1 protein-coding gene is annotated in these 485 nt (G+C 57.1%); it reads left to right on the top strand.

Annotated features, from left to right (window positions below):
* Positions 1-485 (top strand): GIY-YIG nuclease family protein (locus tag OCV69_RS17190; protein WP_262563081.1); only part of this gene is annotated, 485 nt, incomplete at both ends.

Genomic DNA, 485 nt, shown 5'->3' with positions numbered 1-485 from the left:
CCGAGGTGGTATCGGACATCATTTTCCTCCAAAAGCGGGACCGCCCGCTGGACATCGTGCCGGAATGGACTCAGACCGGACAGACGGAGGACGGGTTTGCCATCAACCGGTATTTTATCGACCACCCGGAAATGGTGCTGGGCAGACAGGAGCCGGTAAGCACCGCTCATGGTATGGACTACACCGTGAACCCTATCGAGGGACTGGAGCTTTCCGACCAGCTGCATGATGCTGTGAAGTACATTCATGGCACTTATCAGGAGGCAGAGCTGCCGGAGCTGGGCGAAGGCGAAACCATTGACACCTCCATTCCTGCCGACCCCAATGTGAAGAACTATTCCTATGCCATTGTAGACGGGCAGGTGTACTACCGGGAAAACAGCCGTATGGTGCGCCCTGACCTCAACGCTACCGCAGAAGCCCGCGTGAAAGGTCTTGTGGGACTGCGGGATTGTGTGCAGGAGCTGCTCGACCTTCAGATGGAC

Origin of the sequence: Alitiscatomonas aceti (assembly GCF_025567195.1) — a bacterium.
Taxonomy (GTDB): Bacteria; Bacillota; Clostridia; order Lachnospirales; family Lachnospiraceae; genus Alitiscatomonas; species Alitiscatomonas aceti.
Note: the sequence above shows the minus strand (reverse complement) of the source record. Positions and strands in the feature narration are given on the sequence as shown.